The 20,863-nt window shown below is 31.0% G+C and carries 16 protein-coding genes; 1 reads left to right on the forward strand and 15 read right to left on the reverse strand.

The genetic code is table 11. The features are described 5' to 3' along the window. Positions 1 to 52: 52 nt before the first annotated feature. The 15 genes from DFQ03_RS13765 to DFQ03_RS13835 form a co-directional block, all read right to left on the reverse strand. The gene (locus DFQ03_RS13765) at positions 53 to 1,009 is read right to left on the reverse strand and encodes a hypothetical protein (protein WP_133673754.1); all 957 of its coding nucleotides are present in this window, start codon (positions 1,007 to 1,009) and stop codon (positions 53 to 55) included. A 9-nt stretch (positions 1,010 to 1,018) separates the two neighbouring features. Beyond that, positions 1,019 to 1,837, reverse strand: a complete 819-nt coding sequence (locus DFQ03_RS13770; protein ID WP_133673755.1) for a GIY-YIG nuclease family protein — start codon at positions 1,835 to 1,837, stop codon at positions 1,019 to 1,021. Positions 1,838 to 1,866: 29 nt separating this feature from the next. Beyond that, complete coding sequence (locus DFQ03_RS13775; RefSeq protein ID WP_133673756.1) at positions 1,867 to 3,825, reverse strand: hypothetical protein; 1,959 nt, start codon at positions 3,823 to 3,825, stop codon at positions 1,867 to 1,869. Continuing rightward, entirely contained in the window at positions 3,826 to 5,547 is a 1,722-nt protein-coding gene (locus DFQ03_RS13780; protein WP_133673757.1) for a hypothetical protein, read from the reverse strand. A gap of 7 nt (positions 5,548 to 5,554) precedes the next feature. Further along, on the reverse strand, positions 5,555 to 5,914 hold the full coding sequence (locus DFQ03_RS13785; protein WP_133673758.1) for a hypothetical protein: 360 nt from the start codon (positions 5,912 to 5,914) through the stop codon (positions 5,555 to 5,557). A gap of 4 nt (positions 5,915 to 5,918) precedes the next feature. Next, positions 5,919 to 7,202: a 5-methylcytosine restriction system specificity protein McrC gene (locus DFQ03_RS13790; protein ID WP_133673759.1), complete on the reverse strand. Its 1,284-nt coding sequence runs from the start codon at positions 7,200 to 7,202 to the stop codon at positions 5,919 to 5,921. Then, a complete protein-coding gene (locus DFQ03_RS13795) occupies positions 7,203 to 9,113 on the reverse strand; it encodes an AAA family ATPase (RefSeq protein ID WP_133673760.1) in 1,911 nt (636 codons plus the stop codon). Positions 9,114 to 9,115: 2 nt separating this feature from the next. Further along, positions 9,116 to 10,297, reverse strand: a complete 1,182-nt coding sequence (locus DFQ03_RS13800; RefSeq protein WP_133673761.1) for a restriction endonuclease subunit S — start codon at positions 10,295 to 10,297, stop codon at positions 9,116 to 9,118. Next, positions 10,298 to 11,755 carry a type I restriction-modification system subunit M gene (locus DFQ03_RS13805; RefSeq protein ID WP_133673762.1) on the reverse strand — a complete coding sequence of 486 codons (1,458 nt, stop codon included), beginning with the start codon at positions 11,753 to 11,755 and terminating at the stop codon, positions 10,298 to 10,300. It lies immediately after the preceding gene. Then, complete coding sequence (locus DFQ03_RS13810) at positions 11,756 to 13,279, reverse strand: type I restriction-modification system subunit M (RefSeq protein WP_243834502.1); 1,524 nt, start codon at positions 13,277 to 13,279, stop codon at positions 11,756 to 11,758. Positions 13,280 to 14,288: 1,009 nt separating this feature from the next. Beyond that, the gene (locus DFQ03_RS13815; RefSeq protein ID WP_243834503.1) at positions 14,289 to 15,506 is read right to left on the reverse strand and encodes a primase-helicase family protein; all 1,218 of its coding nucleotides are present in this window, start codon (positions 15,504 to 15,506) and stop codon (positions 14,289 to 14,291) included. Beyond that, positions 15,503 to 15,832 carry a hypothetical protein gene (locus tag DFQ03_RS13820; RefSeq protein WP_133673763.1) on the reverse strand — a complete coding sequence of 110 codons (330 nt, stop codon included), beginning with the start codon at positions 15,830 to 15,832 and terminating at the stop codon, positions 15,503 to 15,505. Before DFQ03_RS13820 ends, DFQ03_RS13815 begins: the two co-directional genes overlap by 4 nt. After that, a complete protein-coding gene (locus DFQ03_RS13825) occupies positions 15,829 to 16,125 on the reverse strand; it encodes a helix-turn-helix domain-containing protein (protein WP_166637477.1) in 297 nt (98 codons plus the stop codon). The genes DFQ03_RS13820 and DFQ03_RS13825 overlap by 4 nt, the downstream gene beginning before the upstream one ends. Before the next feature lie 190 nt (positions 16,126 to 16,315). Continuing rightward, the gene (locus DFQ03_RS13830) at positions 16,316 to 17,053 is read right to left on the reverse strand and encodes a hypothetical protein (RefSeq protein WP_133673765.1); all 738 of its coding nucleotides are present in this window, start codon (positions 17,051 to 17,053) and stop codon (positions 16,316 to 16,318) included. Positions 17,054 to 17,061: 8 nt separating this feature from the next. Then, on the reverse strand, positions 17,062 to 18,315 hold the full coding sequence (locus tag DFQ03_RS13835; protein ID WP_133673766.1) for a tyrosine-type recombinase/integrase: 1,254 nt from the start codon (positions 18,313 to 18,315) through the stop codon (positions 17,062 to 17,064). Between the two features lie 898 nt (positions 18,316 to 19,213). Between DFQ03_RS13835 and DFQ03_RS13840 the strand changes: the two genes are divergently transcribed. Further along, on the forward strand, positions 19,214 to 20,686 hold the full coding sequence (locus DFQ03_RS13840; RefSeq protein ID WP_133673767.1) for a cryptochrome/deoxyribodipyrimidine photo-lyase family protein: 1,473 nt from the start codon (positions 19,214 to 19,216) through the stop codon (positions 20,684 to 20,686). The last annotated feature ends 177 nt before the right edge of the window (positions 20,687 to 20,863 follow it).

Raw genomic sequence — 20,863 nt, forward strand, 5'->3', positions numbered from 1 at the left:
ATTGCATATCGCGATATGAGATATTATTAAAGGTTTTACACTTTGGTATCGTTTAATTCCAGCAATTTTGGTAAGTCAGTTCTTCAATTTTCCATAAAGCTTCGCGGGCGTTTAATTGGTTAAATTCCCGTTTTTCGTATTCGGTTAAAGATTCCCAATCCCTTTCATACTGTTTCCATACTGGAATATTTTCTGGATTTACATTTGGATATATGTGAATAGCATCTCCATTTATATCTTTACCTGTGATTCTGTGATTGTCAATTGAGATTTTTGAAAAACCAATCACTAAGGGTGTGTGGTCGTAGTTTTTTATGGCTGAAACCACATCCTTTAATACGGGTTGAATAAATACCAGAGTAATCTCTACGCTTCCCAATTTTAGAAACTTTGTTTGGTAAATAGTTGTAAAAAGGATTTTTCTTTGAGTCAATTCCAAGATAAAAAGGCCATAATCGAATTTTTTAATTTTTTCTTGCAGCTCCTTTTGTTTGCTTGCTATTTGGGATAACTGCTCATTAGACATAAAGAGCTTATTGATAATATTGACAAAAAGCTTAGCATTTCTATGAGGATAACCTATTGGGCCGCTTACGGTATGTTTTTTAGGATGCATTTTGGTATTTCTCCATTGCCTGGCCCTGTTTAATTCGGGTTCTAGAAAAGAGAGTTCCTTTTGTTTACAAACTTCGCGGATAAGGGTATTTAAGGATTTGTCATAAACCACTTCTTTCTTATTAGGTTTTTGCTTTAAAGGAATTTTCAGCTGATGCGCTTTTAGTTTCAATGCTAATTCCATTATAAGTAGCGCTTTTTCCACCGCAACATCCAACATCTCATAATGGTAATACGCATGAGCCATAAGGTAGGTTACCGTTTCAAACGCCTCAATTACATCTTTTGGTACCTTATCGTGAAATTTGCCTGGTACCACATATTTATCTACAAATTCTTCCTTGGTAGTTATACCCCAAATTTCCCATCTCTTATCTGGCTGGTACCATTTCATTTGTTATTTCTATTTTATGCCTCTGGCAATTCTCTTACATTCATTACGCAAATCAATTACTTCATTAAGCTTGCCGGGGTTTCCTGCTATATTTAATAAAGGTGAATACGCATTAAGTAATTTGCTTTCTGTTTCGCTTAAGTGAGTCTCAACAGCTACCCAGTTAATAATTAAGTTAGTGTTTATCCAAGAGATAATTTTTTGCTCATTCGCTTTGGAAAACTTGTAATTATTTTGATTTCTCATGCCCACTAAGGAACCTGTTTCTGGTCTATACCCTAGAACGGCACCTAGACTTCTAAAAAAGGTACCATGACCTTTTGCACGTAATTCTTGCCCTAAAAACCTTTTCTTTAAACTTTTTGAGGCTAAACCTATGTATATAATATTATGATTTCTTTCGTGTAGGATTTTAGTGAAGTTAGAACTCAACGCTTTTATATTTTTTATTCTAATACAATATAAGCCAGGTTTGTCGGGAATATTAATTTCACTCTCTTTAATTGGTTTGAAGTTTTTTTGACTCATTAAAACTTTCATAAATAAATTTGAGTTAGACAAAACTCTATTTGCAGAAACTTTATTTAATTTTTTTACAGCCTTTTTAGGCAAAATACCTGTCTTACTTTTTAAGTTAATTAGACCATCTATTTTACTAAATAAATGTGGATAGTTTTTAACTCTTGCACCAATTTGACTGCTAGCTATTTGTGAACCATTTTTTTTAGTATACCAACTATTCTTATTCAGAATAGTAGCAATATCCTTTGCAGATAAAGATTTATTTGACTTTACTAATACTTGTTCAATGGCTTCGTGTAATGTCATATGCTAATTATATAAATTTAGAATAGTAATCAAAATCTAAGATTATGGTTAGTCTCAAAATTTCTCTCTTGTTCAATCAATAAATCAAATTTGGCAGACATTTTTGAGGAAAAAACCCGTACTTCTTCTAAGGGATGATTGCTCAGAGTTTGAACCAGTTCTTTTCTTCTCAAATAAAGTAATTCAGCACTGTTTGTGTGAATAGTATATGATGTTAATGATTCCTCCAACTTTGCAAGCATTTTTCGATTATTTCCATAATTATCAATTAAAGAGATTACTTCAGGTTCAAATTTTAATTTACTGTCGTCTTGGTTATATTTTTGAAAAATTTTAAGGCAATGCATAGCAACTACTTCTCGGTTCCCAGGTTTTTCTTTAACCCACTCTAAAAGTTTTGAATTATCAAAAGAAATAGATGATAAGAGGTAGCTAAAGGTAAGGGGTACGTTTTGTTTTTCAATAATATAATCTCCAATTAACGGCCAGGATTTATCCCAATATTGGTCTAGAAAAAAATATACTAAAGAATTTAATAAGGTGCTATTTTGGAAGCTAAAGTCTTCATAGCATTCAAATATCTCGCTAAGAATAAAATTAATATTTTTTATATTTGGATTATCAATAACGGACACCTTAATCAGTTCTTCGATGTGTAAAGAATTGTTTATAAAGCTTGTGTTGTATAGTATTTCCTTTTGATATATTAATGGATTAACAATCTCTTTTAAGGCAATCCATCGTCTAGGTTCGTTTCTTATTACTCGATCTAAAATTTCTAATGTAAATGATAAATTAATATTATTTAACCAAGATGTTAGTTCAATTAATTCATCATTAGTTAAGTGCAGAATATCAATGTATTCTAACAGTCTTAAGTAATTTGGATTTTGAATTAGGAAAGGTTTTATAAGTGCTAAATCGCTTAGTAGAATAGGTTTTAAAAATCTTGTTAAATGAATTCCAATTTCAATCGTATTTTTATTATTTAAAGCTAGGTCGATTGCTTTTCTGGTAAAATCATCATTATCGACTCCATGTACCAAACCATTTATAAATAAAATATTATGCTGTTCTTTATCAATTCTATCCAAAAAGGAGAATGCGTTTTCAAGCAAAGAATGATGGTTGTAATCTGATTGTCCTATTTTTTCTGCAAAATGATATGTTTGCTTTTGTTCATTAACTAACAAATTAGGAAGTGAAGTTTCCCAATCAACCTTATTTTCAATATACTTTTTCGCAAGGTCCTTTGCTCGCTTTTGAGATAAATCATTGTAACTGCCATTTTCATTTCGCTCACTTAAATACGGAGCATCAATAATAATCGTTTTAAGTTCTTCTTCTGTCGTTTCTATTTTAAACTCTTCTAGGAATGCTTTAAGGCTCAAAATATCTTCTTTGATTAATTTAGGTTGTGATATTATTAAGGCATCAATATTACTTCTCAACTTAATAGGGAGATTTCCTTGTTTAACAACTAGTTTCCTTATTAAACTAAATATTATTTCATAATTGCCGTATCTATATTGTTCTTGTAACCTTTCAATTATTTTTTGTTCTATTAATTCTAAAAGATAAGAGTCATTGGTGTTTAAAGCGTCAATTAAAGCTTCAAAAGCATATTTATAATATTCTTTAATTTCATTATAATTTTTAATATCAACATCCTGGTAATTGTCAACTTCTGACTCACCGTTTGTTGTACCAAAAAATCTTTCTGTTTTTAAAATTGAACCATATATATGGATTAGAGATTCAGTTATGCCAAAATCTTTTTTTAGACTATCTAATAGTTCTATTCGCTTTTCTAAATTTAATGCGTTGTTAGATAGATATATATAAAACTTGTTTCTAATACTAATTAAAGCATCGTGCTTATAATCACCGTCAGAAATGGATAATTGGTATAACAAGGCTATAGCTTTGTAGGCAGTTATTTTATATCTCGCAAGCTTATTAAGTATATCTACAATATCATCATTCATTTAAATATGCTTTTTAACTATTGACTCTGATAGGTTGAGAACTTTTTCAGGAAAAATATGGGCAAAATCATTTAGGAATTTTTGTCCTATAGAGGTTTCGTAAAAGTTGTTTTTAGTAAGAAATTTATCATTTCCAAATAAGTTGTGTTCAAGTGATGGTATTGGAATTCTTTTATGTGTTTTAAGTAGCTTATCAATTAATCTATAAAAAAGACTATTGCTTTCTAAATTATGAATCTGATCAATTTTTGTTGAATCAATATCTTTCCACCATTCGTAAGTTAATTCCTCATCGTCTGTATTAACTTGAATAAAATCACCCTTGCGATTAATTAATTTATGTTCTATTAATAAATCAAGGATTTGTTTAACTTCTTCTGGTTTAGTGTCGGGGTAAAATATCTTCAATAATACATTTAAATCATGCTCATGACCATTTTTAATGCCTATATATTTAAATAAAGAAATATTAGTTAATAATTCGACAGCACCTTTTCCAACATTACCTTTTCCAATCTCCTGTTTTATCAATTCTAGAGAAGAAGTTTGACCTTCAAAAGAAATTTTATCACTAAGATTTAGTATTGCCATTTTAATATTGCCATTTAGCTTATTTGCTAATTCAACTGATTTGTTATATGAAAATTTTGTTTCAAGTATTTCGGTACACATATCAATTTGATCACCTTTTGTAATAATAATTTCATTACGGCTGTTCTGGCTATTGATACTAGTAGTAATAAGTTTTATTCTTGAACCCATGAAAAGCTCCTCTAGACTTTCGATTTTATGTTCAGGACAATTATCCAAGATTAAAATTGTATCGATATTTCGTTTTTTTAGAATATCTAATTTTTGAGCGATATCTCCATCCAAAGCGCCGTTATAGTCATGGTATACCATCCTGTTTTTAGACTCGGTAATTTCTTCTAAATCGTCATTTTTTCTAAATAGTTCAAATAAAAGTCTAGACTTACCACTTTTAGCAGGTGCGATGATTCTTATAGGTTTGTCATCTTTAGATATTGTAAGTCTTAACCTCTTTATTATTTTTTTCATTGTTTTTATTAAAATATATGGCGGTCGACTTATTTCTGCTAAAGAGGTATAAAGTTGTAAAGGGCTTAATATATCTGACTGATGATTAATACTTGACTTAATTGAATTTCGAATCGCTATTTCGAATGCTTTCACAAGATTTTTTTGTTCTTCTGATTTGATATCTGATTGATTTGCTCTCTCTTCTGATAAATTATAAGTAATGGGGTATCTAAGACCTTTCATATCTACAGGTAGCATTTCTGGCTCACCAAAAGCAGTATTCATAACCAAAATAGTTCTATCAAAATTTTTAAGTCCCCAGGAATAGCCTGTTTCTATGAGCACATTAGGATTAGGTGCGGGTTTGAGATTTGAAATTGGTTTGTCAATTTCGATTAAAATTTGTTTGCCATCATCATGGAAGCTAACTCCTTTTGACTGCCAAATTTTTGAAGAGGTAAAGGTCACATCACCAATAAACACATCTGCATTAGAAGAATGTTTAAGCATGGTTTCAAGTAAAGGCGGATTTCCACCTACCTCCCCAAACCCATCAATCAAAGGTTCAATATCAAACTCCTTAATATTCCTAATTGCTTTTTTGATTGCATTTTTAATGAAACCTAAATTAAGTTTGGAGTTAATATCAGTTTGAAATGAATAAAAAACTTTATAACCCATTTTTTCTTTAAAATTTTATAATCTCTTTTACAAACTTGTTAAAATCAAACCCAGTACCGCCAGATTTAACATCCCGTAAATACATATAACTTTTATCTGCTGAAATCTCTAAATCAACGGCATTCCTATCTGGTCTAATTTTAAAGCTAGCGTTTATATCTTTGGTGAATTTATTGGTTAGATAAATCCAAATAACTTCTTGGTCAGTTTTTAAAAGTAAATGCACATCATCATGAAATTTATGTGTTTTAATGTTCAACCACCAGACTTCTTTAGATTTATTAATCTTGGAATAACTAGTATTACTATTTGTTAGCGTCGTATCATATTTACTATTAATACGGTCGATTAAATCTTTTTTAGTCATATAATTAATTTTCACCAACTTTAGTTTGAATACTAGGCACGTAAAGACCTAAACTATAGAACCCGTTATATTTATTAATTGATACCTTTTGTTCTAAGTTTAATAAACCATAATGTTGATTTTCTTTATCTCTAATAGGATATATGATTAGGCAGTCAATAATTTCATTTTTTTGCTTCCTTAGTTTTTCATAAACTTTATCCATTCTAGCATATCCTGCTAGTTGTCTAATATCTTCCTTATTATTTTTACCTCTTCCATATTTTGTTTTATACTTGGTGTCAATTACCATTTCTTCACCTTTAAGAGTCAATAAGAAATCTAACTCTTGATAATTTGACTTGTATTGATAATGTATATCAATACCATACCTTTTTCGTAGAAAGGTAAATGCATATAACTCAAATAATAGAGGCATATTAATCCAAAATGGTTGTGTTTGAATTTTACTGGCTTCTATGGCCCTTACGTTATGCCCAAAACGTTTTAGAATTAGTTTTACAATATTAATTGCTTCCTTATAACTGCTAAAAAAAGGTGAGGTTTTAAAGTTTTGTAAGCTTGATATGTTTTTGGGAACTGTAACTTCTTCAAAAGCAGGCAGGCAAAATTGCAAAGCGTTTGATGCTAAAGCAGCATATTCCGGATAAGAGCTTAAATATTTTTGAACAAATAAAAGTCCAGCTTTTAATAATTGATTCTCAGGATGATTTAAACCAAATGTATCAAATGCGCATATTGTTTTTAACGGCTCATTCTTATAAGTATATTTTTTAAGAGTTTGTGAAACTAACAGCTTCCCTTTTATACGAGCGTTTAAATGTTTCTCTTCGCGATAATATGATTTCTTCAATCCTTTTTCTACTAATTGTTTTACTAAATTCAGAAATTGAATTACTAATAGAGGTGATAATAGGTCTAACGATTGATTGATTTCTATAGGGTCATCTTGACTTTTAATTTCATAAATACTATTAATATGTTTGGATGCTACCGCATCATTTAAACAGGTTAACAGCATTTTTAAGTAATCAGTTTCAAAACCATCATTATTTAGTTTTGGTGAAATACAAATGGCACGATTACTAGTTTTGCATAACCAATCTACACCAATAAAATAATGAGAGGATACTACATTATTGTAAATTGAAAAGCAGGGTTTATTTTGAGATTTATATTTTCCAAATTTTTGGTTTTTGAAATAGTATGTATTTAGAGTTTCACTATCAATGATAGCGCAAGTTCCTTTATGCTCTCCAATTGTTATTATTTCAGTTGTATTCGGCATTTATAATTTCTCTATCTCTAATATTGCATCTTCAGTCAAAACCCCATCCTTTACATATTCTTTAAGAATAGGAACAACTTCAAATTTTATTTTAATCTCCAATTCTTCAATAGTATTTGCCATAAAATAACTATGACCTATTTGAACATCATCTCTTTTAAATTCGGAAGACAAAAATTCCTTTTCAAATAAATTACTAACGCTCTGAAATTTGTCTTTGGCAAAATCAGGTACATACATTTCATTAGGTAACACATCTATGAAAGAAAATCTACGTCTAATAGCATAGTCAATATGACCTACAGAACGGTCTGCAGTATTCATAGTGCCAATAATATATAGGTTGTTTGGTAGTTTAATTTTACGTTCACCTTCATATTCATATAATGAATTAATAGTTTTACCTCTATACTCGAGTGCATAAATTAACTCTCCTAAAACTGCGGGTAAATTGGCTCTATTAATTTCATCAATGATTAATACAAATTTTGCTTTTGGATTATCTATAGCCTTTTCTGCAAATTTGGCTAGAATCTTATTCTTTACGGAAAACATTGGTTGCTTATCTATTACTTCTGCAACTATACCTCTCACAAAATCTTCATAAGAGTAAGCAGGATGAAACTGAACCAATTCGAAAGCACCTTTTGTGACAACCTGATTTGCATCTAGTTTTTCACCTTCTTTTATATTGAAGTTTTCAAATAAAAACCGCATAAACTCATGAGGCTCTACATCTGTGTTAAACTCAATATTCTTTTGTTGGTGTAATGCTAATAATCGTTGGTTAAGCTGAACAAAATTTAAATTTCCTAGTTCAATACTAAAAAGAGACAAGGCATTTTTTATATAGTTTGCAGCGTTTATAGGGGCATACTCTTCTGGGTAGTATGTGTTTAAAATTTTTAAAATATAACTTTCACCAAAATATTTTTTTGCTTCATTATAATTTTTTGATTCAACAAGATTATATATAGCTTCTGCTATAGCTTTCATTGCCTCAGATTCATCTGTAATATCTTTTACGAAACCACTTTTTACGTATTCGTCTTTAGATTTTGACCAATATAAACGATAAGATAAAGAGCTGCCTGGAAAATAGTAACCAAGTATTTTTAAACCACGTTCAATCCACCAACAAAAATTATCACGTTCTCCTGTACCAATACAATAGTTTTCTAATGATAATTCTTTCAGGTTTTCCTTAGGGAATTCATCTAAAAATTGCTCTCTTAATTTTTTTCGTTCAATTCTGTAATTAACTACTTCTTTATTCTCACGATTAAAGTTTTTATAGAACTCATCCAACATTTCTTTTGGATTACTAAAAGTTTCAACTTCTGTTAGTTGTTTTGCAATAGCTTCTGCGGAATAAGTTTTCCCTGTACCCGGTGGTCCTTGTAATATAATCTGTTTTTTGTGTTCTAAAACGTTTATAATGTTTTCAATTTCCATTTGATTATTTTCTTTATTGCTAGAATTAACAATGAAATTATAAAGTGGGTGAATCTGGTTAATTTCTTTTATTTTTTGAACTGCAAATTTTGTAGAAATAGTTTTGACAGTTCCATATTTACCACCTGCCTCAGTAGCCTTGTCTATTCCGTAACGTGGTGTGCCATCAGTAAAGTCTTTATCATCTTTAAAAATCCATTCTTCAACAGATGCCCAGTGATTAAAACCATCTTCATTATTAATAAATCTGTTCTTTACTTTGCCATAAGCAACAAAATTTCGATGATATTTTAATATCAAAATGTCTCCTGTGGAAATATCAAAGTAGCTTCCCTTTTGATTTGTATTTTCATGTAAAACAAAAGCCTTTTTTTCAATTATCCTTTTAAAGTTTTTCTCTATGTAATCTTCGTCAGGTTGACCAGCACTTACTACATGAAATTTTAAATGACTCATATTTAAAACAGCTGATTAATTAAACTTTTTTGTAGGGCTTTGGAACTTGAGATTTTTGATTTGACAATTTTTGTAGAATCATCAAGTTCTTCTAATTTTTCAGCTTCTTCTGAAATTAAATCTTTGTTTTTCGGTAAAGCAACTTTAAACTCTTCTACATCTGTAGGTGTAATTGCTGGATAGCTAGTTCCAGTCATTCTATCTTCACAATATCTAGTAAATTTTTTGGAAAAAAATTGATGAAAAATAATTTTAGAATTAATATCATCAGAAACATTAATGACAGCTGTTCCTGTTGAAGCAATAATGTCCTTTCCTTCATCTATGTAAGCAAATGCTTGTTGGTAAGGTCTAACCATAGCTAGTATTATAGAATTATCATTTACAACTCTTTTTGCTCTACTTGGTGCATCAGAAAATTTCATTTTTTTTAGTTCACCAATAACTTTTGGCTCAATTATACCCGCTAAATCTAAATACCTAAATTCATAGTCTGGATTCGTGTTAGATTTCAGAGAACGAGCATTTATTTTAGCAATTTTATCAAGTCTTATATATTCCCAATTCTCTTTTTTCTTCGAGAACAAATTATCAACTAATGTAAAATATGCATGTTCTATTTTATTCAAAACCTCCTTCTCCCCCTCAATAACATCATCCATAGCCCAAAGTAATTCAGCAAGTTTGACTTGTTGGTCTTTTGGTGGTAGCAGAAATTCGTACTTAGCAATATCCTTCCAATTTATATATGGATTTACAGAGCCTTTAGAGTTTTTAATTGAGTTTTCGGTAAAACCTTCCGACATCATAACAAATGGAAGTAATCGTTTGTCTATCTTTTCCTCATTAGCCTTAATGACTAATGTTGTATTAGAAGTTATTCCATCAAAATCTGCAATAGCAACCTTTCTTAAATATGTTCTTCGTGAACCATAAAGAATATCTCCTTTTTCAAACTTTCGTATAAATGCAGGACCTAAATATTCATCTGTCAAATCTCCCCATTTTCTGATATGAAGGTCCTCCGAGCCCATGTGCTCACCTTTAATATATCGTGTTAGCGTAGTATTATCACGATCTACTTTACCTTTTTCCTGAATAGCAACGTCACCAAACTTAGTTAGCTTCCACTTACTTTTATCTAAACGAAGCTCTTCAATTGTATTTTCTATTATTTCACTCATTTAGTTAAGGACTTCAAATAGGTTATTCATAGATTTTTTCAGTTTTTCCCCATCTTCATTCCATTTTTTAAATGCTTTAGGAAATGAAATTTCATTTTCTGAATTATCTCTCTTCACATAAAAATTGATATTCATATTACCATCAAACCCAAGAATCTCTTCAGTTGTTGCAACTTTTGCATAATGAGGTATGTCTACAAAATCTTTATAAGTTTTATATATTTTATTAATATGATTTTCTTGGAGATAAGCCAAACCTTTATTATCTATAACATCGTCTTTTCCGTTTACAAACAATATTTTGCCTTTTCTTTCTTTTGACTTATTAGTTTTACCGACGAGTATCATTGCCTCCATTGGCGAATTATAAAACAAATTTGCCCCTATACCAATTACCGCTTCAATCTGATCTTCGGCAACCATTTTACGTCTCATTTCTGCTTCCATATCTCTAAATAAAATTCCATGTGGCCAAAGAATAACAAAGCGACCGTTTTTCTTATCTAAACTTTTATGAATATGCTGCTGAAAAGCATAATCAGCACAACCTTGTGGTGGTGTGCCCCAAAGATTACGTCCATAGGGGTCGTTGACGAAACTTTTTCGATCCCATGCTTTTATACTGTATGGTGGATTAGCTAAGATTACATTGAAGGTTTTTAATTCGTCATTTTGTAAAAAAGCAGGGTTTGCCAATGTGTCGCCACGTACTATACTAAATTCTTCTATGCCGTGCATAAACATATTCATTCGGGCAATGGCACTGGTAATCAAATTTATTTCTTGACCATATAATTTTAAGGTTCTGTATTCCTTGCCTTCATCACGTAAATGCAGAGCACAGTTTAGTAACAAACCTCCAGAACCACAGGTTGGGTCGTAAACAGATTCTCCCGATTGTGGGTCCATAATCATGGTCATTAGTTTTACTACGGTTCTATTAGTGTAAAACTCTGCTGCGGTATGTCCGGAATCATCTGCAAACTCTTTAATAAGGTACTCGTAAGCATTACCTAATTGATCGTCAGGTACGTTTTCTAAACTTAGTTTGTGTTGCGAGTAATGTTCAATTAAGTTCGTTAAGGTTTCATCACTTAACCTATTCTTGTTGGTCCAAGAAGCATCACCAAATATGCCGTACAAGGTTCCTGGGTTTGCCTTTTCAATGCTACGCATGGCATCTTGTATAGCAATACCAACGTTTGTTGTGGTTTCACGAACATCGTTCCAATGTGCACCATTTGGCACCAAGAAATGGTGGTGTTCTGCAAAGGCAGCGTATTCTAAATCTCCATCGCCTTCTTTTAGAGCATTTTCAAACTCTTCGTCATAGACATCGCAAATACGCTTAAAAAACATCAGCGGAAAGATGTACTGTTTGTAGTCTCCGGCATCTATTGTTCCGCGTAATTGCGTAGCAGCACCCCAAAGGTATTTTTCTAATTGCTGTTGGGTCATTTATATAAAATCTTTCAAAATTGTTTTAAATTTCTTTTCAGCTTTTAAGCTTTCATTCCAAGCAGTTTTTAAATCTGCCAAAGCCTCTTCAATAGAAGGCAAGTTGTCTTCAATGTTTTTTTCTACGTATAGAGGAATGTTTAAGTTGTATCCATTTTCTAACAAATCTTCTTTTGTGGCTACTTTAGCATAATTCTCAACATCTTTATAAGATATTAGCCAATTAAAAATTTGATCTATATGTGTAGATTCTAAATGATTCTGTGCCTTACCCACACGAATATGCTCTGAGGCATCTATAAAAAGTACTTTGTCCTTTTTGGTTTCGTCTTTATTCTGTTTGAAAACCATAACGCAAGCCGCCAATTGAGTGCCATAGAAAATATTTGGTCCTAAACCTATAACAGCCTCCAATATATCTTGCTCTAATAGTGCTTTTCTAATTTTTCCTTCTGCACCTTTTCTAAATAGAGCACCATGTGGTAATACTACGGTCATGCGCCCGGTACTATTCATAGACTTAATCATATGTTGTACCCACGCCATATCTCCGTTGCCAGAAGGAGGAACACCTGCAATGTTTCTACCAAAAGGATCATTAGCCCAATTTTCGGCTCCCCATTCTTTTAAAGAGAAAGGTGGGTTGGCTATAACACAATCAAAGGTTTTTAATCCGTCCGCTTCAAAAAAAGCAGGGTTGCGTAACGTATCTCCACGAACTATCTGAAAATCTTCAATACCATGAAGAAACATATTCATTCTGGCAATAGAACTAGAGGTCAGGTTTTTCTCTTGTCCATAAAGCTTTAGGGTACGGTAATCCTCATTATTGTCTTTTAGGTGATCTACACATTCTAATAACATACCACCCGTACCACAAGCGGGATCATAAATGGTTTCTCCTTCATGTGGGTCTAAAATTAAACCTAGTAAATGCACTACAGACCTAGGAGTATAAAATTCTCCTGCCTTCTTATTGGTTAAATCTGCAAAGTGTTTAATTAGGTATTCATATGCATTACCTAACAAATCAGAATCAACTTTACTATTGCTTAAATTAAATTGTGAGAAGTGTTCTATGAGGTCTATAAGCAAATGGTCAGGCAGTTTGTTCTTGTTGCTCCATTGCGCATCACCAAAAATGCCATATAAGTATTCTTGATTATTCTGTTCAATACCGCGTAACGCTTTTTCTATTGCTAGACCTACATTCGTAGTTGTTTCCCTAATATCGTTCCAATGACAATGTTCAGGAATAATAAATCTGTGAAATTCAGGTAGATTGGCATAATCTTCATCACCTTCAGATTCTTCAAGAGCTATTTTGTATTCTTCATCATAAACATCAGAAATACGCTTGAAAAATAGAAGAGGGAAAATATAAACTTTATAGTCAGACGCATCTACAGGACCTTTTAAAATCCAAGCTGCTTTAGCTAAATATTGTTCTAATTGAAAAAGGGATAATTTTGTTTTGGTCATTGAATATGTAAGAAATTCTTGTTGATGTGTAAAAATGTTCAATTTAAGGATTTGGCTTTGCTATTACATGCTTCATTGTATAAAAAAAATCTAATATTCTAAATATTTTACTATAGATTATTGAAGTATGTCATAGCATATAAAAACCCTCTATTTATATTTATAGTTAACAATTACTAAAGTCTTAAAACATTTTCTATTTGATTTACGGATAACCGTAATGCACTTAGATTATTTGTCAGTAATAGCTTAATCAGGTACTAGTCCTCTATAATAATATTCTAGCCAATTAAAAACATTGATATGAATGCTCAAGATGTTAATCATTATTTGCTTAAAACGGTATTTAATAAATAAAATTGGTCGACCCTTACAATCAATATTCGCAAATAGCTTATTTGGTACGATTAAATTTATTTCGATTGTTATTTATATTAAATATGAAAGGGTAGCACTTAGGGTAGGCTAGGGTTAGTGATGGTTGTATCAGGGTAGAATTTAGGGTAGGTAATGGTTATTTTAGGGTAGAACTTAGGGTAGGCTAGGGTAGGTGATGGTTGTTTTAGGGTAGAACCTAGGGTAGGCTAGGGTAGGTGATGGTTATTTAAGGGTAGTACATAGGGTAGGCTGGGGTTGGTGATGGTTGTTTTAGGGTAGAACTTAGGGTAGGTGATGGTTATTAAAGGGTAGTACATAGGGTAGGCTGGGGTAGGTGATGGTTGTTTTAGGGGTGAACTTAGGGTAGGCAATGGTTTTCGAGCGTGAAAACTAGGGTAGGCTTTGATTGTTAGAAAGAAATTGTAAACATGTGTGTCACGTACTTAATTATAATAATGTGAGTTTAAAGTTTAAGATTTTATTGTCGAATTGTTGAATAAGACAATGAGAGTAATGAGATAAGGAGTTTTTAGATAAACTTTAAGTCAACAACTTGTCAACGCACAAATTATTAAAACGTGTTTTTGGTTGTTGATTCATTGTTGACTAAAAGTTATGTTTTAAGTATTTGGCGTACATAGTTTTAAGATTTAATTCAACACTGCGACAAGTATTATTGTTGCATTTCTTCTAACTCTTTTTTCAGGAAGGTAAAATATCTACCTTTTGACTTATCTGCTACTACGATATATTCATTTTTGGTGTTCAGTATCAAACTGTATTTGTTATAAGAACCGTTCGTACTTGTAAGCCCGAATTTTGTTTTTAACGCATCTGAAATTTTAAAAGTAGATGTCCTTATATTATTTTTAGAGAGTTTGTCCACTAAATCACCAAGTGAATAACTTATCTCATCAACTTCATATCTAATAAAGTCATCTAATACTATCTCTTGTATTTCTTTATCTAAATACGTTCTGTTTCCATTTACAAGTTTTTCTAGAGCAGCAGTGTGTATCTGTTGTTTTGTAAACCACATTCTAGTTTTATTAGGGGAGGAAATTTTTCGCTTGTTTAGATGGTCGATAAAATGTGGCAACTCTAAACGAAGCTTATCCAAATATTTTGGGTCTCCATTAACCTGCGGTAGGGTGTGGACTTTAATCACCCAATATCTAATTTCTTTTTCATCAACTTGAATAAAATTTGTCTCATTATTAGAACATAATATGAATTTACCGATGAAGAACGATTCTACCTTGTCTACACCTTTAGACTCTGTCTTGTAGCTAACTGCTGTTGATAGGTTTTTAATACGTTCACTGTCCTCTTTTTTGTCCAGGAGTACTTCATCTACTGCGACTATTGATTTAGACGCCCAATCAGCATTAAATCGACTTCTAAAGTCTTCATTTTTATTAATGGTCATATTACCTTGGAAAATGAGTTTTAGCCAATTGAGAAATGTTGTTTTACCGGTATGTCGCTCATCGCTAACAAGGCATAGAATGGGTAGTATTTGTGTGGGATGACGCCATATAATTGTCAAATAATCCAACCCTATTTCTAATTGATCTCCAAAAATATGTGTTAGAAAATTTATTGTCTCAGTGAAATCCCCCGGTTTAGGTTTTATGTCTATTTCCTCATACTGATTGTAAAAATTCTTAATTTCTTGCTGATAGTTTGTATGTGAAGGAATAAAACAAAAACCGTCATACTTTTTAATACTGCTCAATGCATCTCTACCTTCGTCAGTAATGATTTCGGATTTTTTCCATTTTTTAATGGTTTTTAAACTATCACCACTAAATAATGGGATTTCAACTATTTTGTAATATTCAGTGCCAATACGTATATATGTTGGCTTTTCTGTAATTTGCTTATTCATAATTTTAAAAAATTTCTTTCTATTAATGCTCTTTTAGGTTTATCGGTGTCTACAAAATCTAAATTCAATTGAAATCCTGTCAAGCCATTGTCTAATCGAAATAACCTGTCCATTTCTTTTTGAATTTCCGACCATCCAAATCTTGGATTAAATCTTACTAGTCCAATTATTATATCAAATCTTTTAAGACACCAGTCAAAGAATAGATTAGCTTCAACATCCAATGGGTATTTAGCTTTATTATATTCGATTTGACCGTTGATTTGTCTTAATTGGATTTCAATGTTTTCAATTGAAAAACCGTTCTGCTGGAAAAATGAATTCATAATCTCTTGTATTTAAGTGATTTGATTTCGGTTAAGGATTTTTCAAGCTCAGAAGCATCAATAAGTACTCTTCTACCAATTTTGTCAGCTTTGATATAACCTTTCTGGATATAATTCCTGGTAGTTAATTCTGTGACATTGAGTTTTTGAGCAACCTCCTTGACGGTAAGTTTTTGTTTTGAAGGATTTACTTTGTTCATGATGAGCTCTCGTAATCCGTCTAATTTTTTACTAACGGACTTATCAATAATAAGCGTTAGTTCTTCCTGTGTTGTGATAATAAATTTGTGCATAAATCTTATATGTTTAAAGTTCATACAAAGAATGCAAGACCACGTCGGAGGATAAAACGGGTAAAAGTTAAATTTTAAGCTAACATAAATTACTGGTAATAAGAGCTTTAGATGTGATATGAAGTGATTTTAGGAAGATTCGATGGGTAAAAAGTGGGTATTTCTAAAATATCCTATTAAAATTTCTGATTTAATGATGCCGCTTAGCGATATCTAAAGCTATTTGATTAATTTCCTCAAGCTTCAAATTAGTTGGAATATCACTTTTTTTATAGCCACATATACGTTTTGTTAAGAAATTATCATCTAATACTTTTCCATTAAGTAAGAATTTTCTTTTAATAATAGCGATATATCTCTTGACGGTATTATTAAATTCACTTAAGAAGAATGGTTTAATTGTATAAAATAGATAACCTAAATCTTGCTTAGAGAGTACACCTGTATTTAAATTTATGACTTCTGTATTCCCATAGTTCATAAGATTAGTAAAATGACTCCAATTAATATTAAGACAATTCATTTTTTGTAAGTAATCGAAAAATACTTTTAGAGAAGGATAATTGTCTCCCCATAGTAACTTGTCAAATTGATTTACATATACATAGTCTACTTCACGCACCAAAGTTTCATATTGCTTTTTATGAAAATCACTATCTTTTAAGGTGTCTTTAAGTTTGCGAATAATAGATAAAACTTCTTCTACGTTTGTCGCCTTAACTTCGTCTTTTATAATTTCAATTTGTACTCTTAGTTTACCATTTTCGATAAAAATTTCATTGTACTTATTTTGTTTTAATTCAATTTTTTCTAGTAATTCCTCATTTATTTTATTTTGTCCTTCTATATCAATTTTAAGCATTGTATTCTCAAGGATTATTTTAGCGATGTTGGTTAAATCATCTATTTTTTTTTGTTCGTTATCCATTATTTATTTTAGTTATTCCAAACAGAAGACATAAAATCATTTTTATCTTCCTCGTTAGGTTTGTAGTATTTATTAAAAATTTCTAGGCTCTTATGCCCTGTAAATTCCATAATAATTTTATCAGGAATTTTTTTGTTTTTCATAATAGTAATAAAACTTCTTCGTGCTGTGTGGCTAGATATCCTGTCGCAGAACATTATGTCTTCCTCAATTATTTTATTGCCAATTTTTGTAGTTTTCTTTATTTCTTCTTTATATGAGTCATCTACATCCCCAATTGCTTCTTTGATGTAAACATTAAATTTTTGACTTGAAATTACAGGAAGTTGATAGTTATACTTTTCAAGTATAGCTTTTGATATTTTGTTTAGCGGGATTTTTAATTGTTTATTTTGGTCTTTGTTATCTATAACTGAGATACAATTATCAATTATATCCTTAGCTCTTACTTTTGAATAGTTACCGTATCTCATTCCTGTAGAACATCCAAACACAAATAAATCTCTTACTTTTTCTAATTTTTTATTCTTGGAAAAGTCTTTCTCATAAATCTGATTAACCTGGTCCATTGTTAATGCTACTTCATCCGTGACAAAAGCAGTTGGCGTTTTGAAACTTTTAAATGATATATTATGGGTGTAGGCATTCTCTAAAGCCCAGTTTAAAAAAGTTTTTAATAAACCTACATTTCTTCTAAGTGTGTTAGAGGAATGATTTTTAACCGTAATACAATAGTCTAGGAATAAATTATACGTATTACTGTCAAACTTATTTAAGTTTAAATTTCTCTTAGTGTGGGCTTGAAAGGTTATTAGCAAATCCTTATTGTATTCATATCTTTTAATAGTACTAGAAGTATTTGCGTCACCTGATTTATCACTCTTCTTAGATTCTAAGAAAATTTCATAGACTTCGAAAAATCTATTTGATTTAGGCTTAGTCTTCTTAAAGTATTTGTCAAAATGATTTCTAGTGGTTTCTATATCTAAAGGCTCGTTAATATTCTTGTATCTGCCAACGAGGTCTAAAAAGTAACTAGAGTATCTGTCTAATTGTTGTTTTATAGTTCTATGTTTTTCAGCTTCGCTAGACCTTCCTGTGGTGTTATTTGGAATTCTTAACTTGAAGTCCCATTCTTTTGGGTTAATCTTTTCACCAGTAGAATAAACAAATTTTCTTCCCTCATCTTTGAAATAAGTGGAAAAGAAAATTGGGGTGTCACTTGATGATTTCGAATTTTTAAGATTAAATGTATATCTCATATTACGTTATTAGGTGACATTTTAGGTGACAGTAAAGATATATTTAATTATGTTTTAAGCTTATAATTTAGATATAAATATTTTGGATAATCATTGGTATGTACTGTATTTATTGTGATTAAGTGTGTTTTAGTATAAAAAGGTTCAATAACCTCTTTCTCCGCTTAGAGCAAAGCTCAATATCGTTAAGATATTGGGCTTTTTTCTTTTACGACATGTTGAAAACATAGTTTTCATAAATCGAGTGAAAGAAAAAAGACCTAAAATTGTTTTTACAATTTGAGCTTTATTGTCATGTTCGGAGATTGAGGGATGCACGGGGTGAATCCCTCGTTAGTAAGATTTAAAGTCAAAAGCAAACTTTTGTAAAGGTGGAAAAAGAAAAAGCTCAAAGGCTGCAATAGTAGACTTGGGTTTTATTATCAAGTTCGGAGATTGAGGGATGTACTGAGTAAATCCCTTGTAATAGCGTTTTAAGGTTAAAATCTATCCTTTATAAGAACTTAAAAAGAAAAAGTCCATATGGCTGCGGGAGCAGACATAAGCCTTATTTTCAGTTTCGGAGTTTTACATTAATACTTACTTGTAGCTCATAAACTTCACTTTTCTAATATTCCTTACATCAAATAACTATTTCGTGTAAAAAACTACGTCATCGTTCGATCGTTTTATTAGTTTCTAAAACTAAGCTTTCAAATTACGATTGTTTTAGTCTGACTTTTAATTGTTATCACATACTTCATACACTAAATAATAAAATTGTCTTATTATGGAATTTTCAATTAATAATCCTAATCTTTTTAAAGTATAATTGAAACTGAAAAATTATTTAAAAGATTAGTTGAATGGTATCTTTACCAAAGCTATTTCTTATTAAATAAATAAAATTAAAGTAATCTTGCGTAAAAAAAAGCTAAATATTGTATGGTTAAAACGTGATTTACGTTCACAAGATCATGAACCATTATTTAATGCGGAAATAGCAGGTATTCCTTACCTAATTATCTACTTATTTGAGCCATCTCTAATTCAATATCCAGATACAAGCATAAGGCATTTACAATTCATTTATAAATCTATTTTAGCTTTAGATTTAACTTTGAAACCATATAATAGAAATGTGGTACTATTTTATGGTGAAGTCGAATTTATTTTTGAATATCTTAATGATCATTTTGAAATTAATTCACTTTTTAGTTATTGCGAAAGTGGCATAAAATTAACATGGCAACGAGATAAAAAAGTAAAGGAAATTTGTAATACATACGGTATAAATTGGCAGGAATTTCAGCGTGACGGTATTCTAAGAGGTATTAAAAATAGAGAGGATTGGAGTAAACAATGGCACTTGAAAATGCATCAACCTATTATTAGTAATAAGTATTCGGTATCTGATTTAGAGCCATTAAAACATCCTTTTTTATTACCACAAGAGTTTCAAACTAATTTAGAAAAAACCAATAGTAATCTTCAACCTGGTGGCGAACAGAATGCCTTACGATATTTAAAATCTTTTGTCGCCAAAAGGGGGAGTAATTATCAAAGACATATTTCGAAACCAACTGAAAGTAGAAAAGGGTGTAGTAGACTATCGCCATATTTAGCTTGGGGAAATATAAGTGTAAAACAAGTCTTTCAATTTATAGGTACCCATCCCAACGGAACAAAAAATGACCGAGCATTTTCAGCCATGTTAACTAGATTATTTTGGCATTGCCACTTTATTCAAAAATTTGAGGTGGAATGTAGATACGAAACAGCGTGTATTAATAAAGGTTATGAATTATTAGTACATGAAAAAAATGATGCATTTATTAAAGCATGGAAGTTAGGGGTAACGGGTTACCCTTTAGTTGATGCTTGCATGCGAGCTGTAAAGCAAACTGGGTGGATAAATTTTAGAATGAGGGCAATGTTAGTTTCATTTTTGACACTAAATTTAGATCAAGATTGGAGAGAAGGCACCTATCATTTGGCAAGGCAATTTTTAGACTACGAGCCTGGTATACATTATCCTCAATTTCAAATGCAGGCCGGTACAACAGGTATTAATACTGTACGTTTATATAACCCAGTAAAGAACTCTCAAGAACATGATGCTGAAGGTGTTTTTATAAAAAAATGGGTTCCAGAGCTTACAAACGTTCCTATGGCCAATATTCACGAACCCTGGAAAATGACAGTTATGGAACAATCGTTTTGTCAAGTGATAATTGGAGAAGATTACCCGTTACCAATTGTTGATTTGCAAGAAAGTGCAAAGCTTGCAAGAGAAAAAATTTGGTCACATAAAAACCATCCTGCCGTTCAAAAAGAAAAGTACCGTCTACTAAAAACTCATGTAAATAATTCAAAGACTGATTTAAGGTGAAAATAGTTAGTGTTGTCAGCCATTTGCCGTAACTCAGTTTTAAATTTTTGATTGTTATTTTTTACACTTTTTAGCTTCTAAATAAATACGCATTCTATAAAAAGTATAACCGTCCACAATGTAGTTCTTGACCAATTCTTTTGAACCAGAGATAAGATTACTTTATGGTCAAATTCA

Source organism: Maribacter caenipelagi, assembly GCF_004364175.1.
GTDB lineage: Bacteria > Bacteroidota > Bacteroidia > Flavobacteriales > Flavobacteriaceae > Maribacter > Maribacter caenipelagi.